This window comes from Rhizobium sp. BK491, assembly GCF_014194925.1.
In the GTDB taxonomy this organism is placed as follows: Bacteria; Pseudomonadota; Alphaproteobacteria; order Rhizobiales; family Rhizobiaceae; genus Rhizobium.
On sequence record NZ_JACIAR010000033.1, the window covers coordinates 1 to 4209 of the forward strand.

Consider the following 4209-nt stretch of genomic DNA (forward strand, 5'->3'; position numbering starts at 1 on the left):
CGGTCAATTCATGACGGCGCATGGCAATCTCCTTTTCTGGAGATTGAATCACACACCAGCACCAACATGAACCCCGTTATGGGGACACGGCCTAGGACGGGCATAAGCCGAAGCTCGCTCCAACGTACGGCGAGGATTTCCCATCATGCCTGGATTTCGCGGCACGCCGGTCAGGTTGCGATGTCTCCCCGAAGTCTCTTCACCTGGTTTCTGTTATGCAAAGGGGGTGTGACGGCTCACATCCCAAACGAAACCAGCCAACTCGCGAGCTATAGCGGTGATGATTTTCGGTTGCGGCTTGCCTGCGGCCGAAAGCCGGCGATACCTTTGACACAGTCGGGCCTGGGCCTTCCAACCGATAGCTTTGATCTCCTCCGGAAGGTCCTCGACCCTCATCCGATACCGGTGCGCCTCGCGAGCAGGCAAACGATAGGACCAGACCGCTTCAACAAGCATGGCGCGCGCCTCGGCATTGCCAGTTTTCGTAATCGCCCCGCGCCGCGTTCGCGATCCGCTCGATGCCTCAGAGGGAACCAGTCCAAGCCACCCCATAAGATGCTTTGGCGTCTGGAACCGAGTAAGGTCACCGATCTCGGTGACAAGCGTCGCTGCGATTACAAGACCGACGCCACGCAAGGCTTGCAGGGACTTCACAAGCGGCGCCATCGACCAGCCTTCCATCGCTTCCTGAAGCATTTGGTCCAAGCGTTCGCACCTGGCCTGTGCCTCTTCAATGCGCCTGACGCCCCTCACCGAACACAAACTGCTGCTGAGGTGAGCCAAAAGACTGTTCTCCCATCCATCGCCAATGCGAGCGAGTCCAATTCGTCTTTCCAGTAAATTTGCCTCCATGCCGCAGCAGGAAACCCAGCAACATCTGCCGGGCTGCCACCAGATCACCTTTCGCTTGTCGGCGGGCTCTGACCAGATCACGCATCGCCTCATGGCTTTCATCTGGAACCCAAATCGCTGTTAGTTCGCCGGCACGCAGCAACCGCGCGAGCGTGACGGCGTCTCGCCTATCGTTCTTGATCCGGTCACCTGGCTTCTTCGGCATCATTGACGGAGCGATCACATCGCAAGAAGCGCCGAGTTGTCGAAGTTGCCGGTAGATCCCGTACCCGCATCCGCCAGCCTCATAGCAAAAGTGGAGTTCGACTTCGGGGAGGTGGAGCCTGTCAAAGAGGCGTCGGATGGATTCGGCTGTATTTGGGATGGTGCCGTAAAAGCGTACCTCGCCGTTGCGGGTCGCATCGGCAATAGCGACCGCGACTGTTTCCTTATGAACGTCGAGGCCAATGAACTTCATCTGCGTCATCGTCACTCTCCTGGTGAACTGCCCCCACTTTCGACCGGACAGTCGGCATAAGCAGAAAGGCTCAAGCACAGACTTGAGGACAGGCTTATGTCTAACGAGTATCGACACGTTGAATTGCTGACGGGTGATGTCCGCCGCAGGCGGTGGACAACCGAGCAAAAGCTGACGATCATTGAGCAGAGTTTCGAACCAGGCGAGACGGTATCTTCCACCGCTCGCCGCCATGGCGTTGCGCCCAATCTGCTTTACCGGTGGCGCAGGCTTCTGAGCGAGGGAGGTACTGCAGCCGTGGATTCTGACGAGCCGGTTGTGGGCAATTCGGAAGTGAAGAAGCTGGAGGATCGCGTCCGCGAGTTGGAGCGCATGCTCGGACGCAAGACCATGGAGGTCGAGATACTCCGCGAAGCACTTTCGAAAGCAGACTCAAAAAAACGGATATCGCGGCCGATCTTGTTGCCGAAGGACGGTTCCCGATGAAAGCCGTCGCAGACACGCTGGGCGTCTCCCGCTCCAACCTCGTCGCGCGTTTGAAAGGCAGATCAAAGCCGCGCGGGTCGTATCGAAAGGCTGAGGATGCGGAGCTTCTGCCCATCATCCGCAGGCTGGTGGACCAGAGGCCGACTTATGGCTATCGGCGGATCGCCGCGCTCCTCAACCGCGAAAGGCGAGCCGCCGATAAGCCTGTCGTCAACGCCAAGCGGGTTCATCGCATCATGGGCAACCACGCGATGTTGCTGGAGAAGCATACGGCCGTTCGCAAGGGGCGAATCCATGACGGCAAGGTCATGGTCATGCGCTCGAACCTGCGCTGGTGCTCGGATGGACTGGAGTTTAACTGCTGGAATGGCGACGTCGTTCGTCTCGCCTTCATCATCGACGCCTTCGACCGCGAGATCATCGCCTGGGCGGCAGTCGCCAATGCAGGCATCTCCGGCTCAGACGTGCGCGACATGATGCTGGAGGCGGTCGAGAAACGCTTCGGCGCAACCCGAGCCCCGCATGCTATCGAGCATCTCTCCGACAATGGTTCGGCCTATACCGCGCGGGACACGCGGCTGTTTGCCCAGGCGCTCAATCTGACGCCCTGCTTCACGCCCGTCGCCAGCCCCCAGTCGAACGGAATGTCAGAGGCATTCGTCAAAACCCTGAAACGGGATTACGTGCGCATATCAGCTCTGCCAGACGCCGAAACGGCGCTCCGGCTCATCGACGGATGGATCGAAGACTACAACGAAATCCACCCCCATTCCGCGCTCAAGATGGCTTCCCCTCGGCAGTTCATCAGGGCTAAATCAAACTAGCCGACATGTCCGGTGAAATGGGGAGCACTCCACCTGGTTGGTGATACGGACAGCGCCTATGCTATCCACCAACCTCCAAAACAGGGAGGGAATGACGATCATTGGGTCTTAGGCGGGAAAGCGATGCTGGCGATCGACATTCGTTCCGTAAACGGTGCGCTAAATTGGATTCCACCCTAAAGCTGCATGTTTCAGCGCAGACCGTAAGTTACGGAAAATCCGCACGAATTCAGTTATCGTACGATTTCGCACTAATCTTGTTCTGGCCCCGAAGTGGGCAAGCAACCGCGGCAGGATGTCTCTATTTGGGCAACTTGTTATTGTGGGGCAATGTTCTTGCGTCCTCCCATAGAGGCTTGGCCGGGGATATTTTGAGTATTCGCTTCGCAAATTTCATTAAAAAGTTGCAAACTTGTCGCTTAAGCATAATTGCGGGGGCCCCATTACTCGTGCTACGGGCAATATAGTCATGGTCGGTTTTAGAAAGCTGGCGTGGCGAGGCGCAATTTGGGGACTTGGTAGTGAACGTTGGGGCGACGTTCGCTGGTAAGGGTTTTCGACTCTTCCGCGATATGAATTTAATCCGCAGGATTGTAGGTCGCCTATGAAGCGCAGGCAGCTTTGGGCGTCTCCGTGTGCGTTCCCTCTTGCTTCTTGTCGGGGCGAGAGCGCGACTGTGCGCTTCAAGGTCATTGCATCGGCGACCGTCGCTACATGTTGACACCAGCTGATTTCTTTGGAGACGGAAGCCGATGACCAATTCGCCGACGGATAAAAATGTAATGCTGGCGTTGGATTGGCATTCTGGAAGTGACAACGTGCAGTTTTCTCACCCCACGTGTCAGTTACCCACTGAAGCTGACGCTGTAAAGCTTGTCGAGATTTCTGATCATATAGGCGAGGCGGCAATCTCGAGGGCGGCTCGAACAGAATTCGAGGATCCCAGATCGTGACTTGGGTCAAGGGCATATCAATCGGCAAATTGCTGATCGGCGCACTGGTTATATTCATGACCTTGAATACGATCGGCTTCTGCTACAGCAAATTCAACTTTAATACGCGCGGAATGCTTATCGATATCGCCATTCGGGACACAATTCTCGAGGATAGGCAATTGGTCCCGAACACCATAAACACCGTTGAGGAATTTCGGGCAGCATATCCGAATTGTTGCGAGACGCACTTGGCAAATGGTGCGCTCGGCTTGATAGCGATGCTATTTTTCGGCGCAGGATCAACAGATGTATATGTGTGGTTTGAAGCCACTAAACAGAGCAAATCATACTCATACAATGCTGTTTACAACATTGACTGCCGCGGAATTAATAGCAAGAGACGTGACGTTGAAACACATAGCAGCAAGCAATAAATTTGGAGATAAACAATGACGAGCCTATTAGCTAGCCAGTTAAGCCTAAACGATATTATAAATTATTATCTGTATGGTAAAGACAGAGCACCGGATTCCTATGAGGATCGGCTTCGTCCCGACGCGGGTTCTGTTGCAAAATTTGAGGTAGTCGCGTCGCCCGATTGCCACGGCTGCTCAGAACGCGGCAGCCAGGCTCTCAACCTGATTAGAGATTGACG

Annotated in this window: 2 protein-coding genes and 1 pseudogene; 2 read left to right on the forward strand and 1 reads right to left on the reverse strand. The window is 55.4% G+C overall.

Annotation, left to right across the window (positions count from 1 at the left end; translation table 11 throughout):
- Positions 1 to 213 precede the first annotated feature (213 nt).
- Positions 214 to 1318: pseudogene (locus FHX05_RS30135) on the reverse strand (IS110 family transposase).
- A gap of 87 nt (positions 1319 to 1405) precedes the next feature.
- Here FHX05_RS30135 and FHX05_RS30140 point away from each other — a divergent pair.
- Together FHX05_RS30140 and FHX05_RS30145 are read left to right on the forward strand one after the other, a co-directional pair.
- Positions 1406 to 2619 (forward strand): IS3 family transposase gene (locus tag FHX05_RS30140; RefSeq protein ID WP_183876534.1). Its coding sequence is split into 2 segments (ribosomal slippage): positions 1406 to 1742 and positions 1742 to 2619, totalling 1215 coding nucleotides; the frame shifts between segments, so codons are not numbered across the junction.
- Positions 2620 to 3568: 949 nt separating this feature from the next.
- Entirely contained in the window at positions 3569 to 3988 is a 420-nt protein-coding gene (locus tag FHX05_RS30145) for a hypothetical protein (protein ID WP_183876536.1), read from the forward strand.
- Positions 3989 to 4209 lie beyond the last annotated feature (221 nt).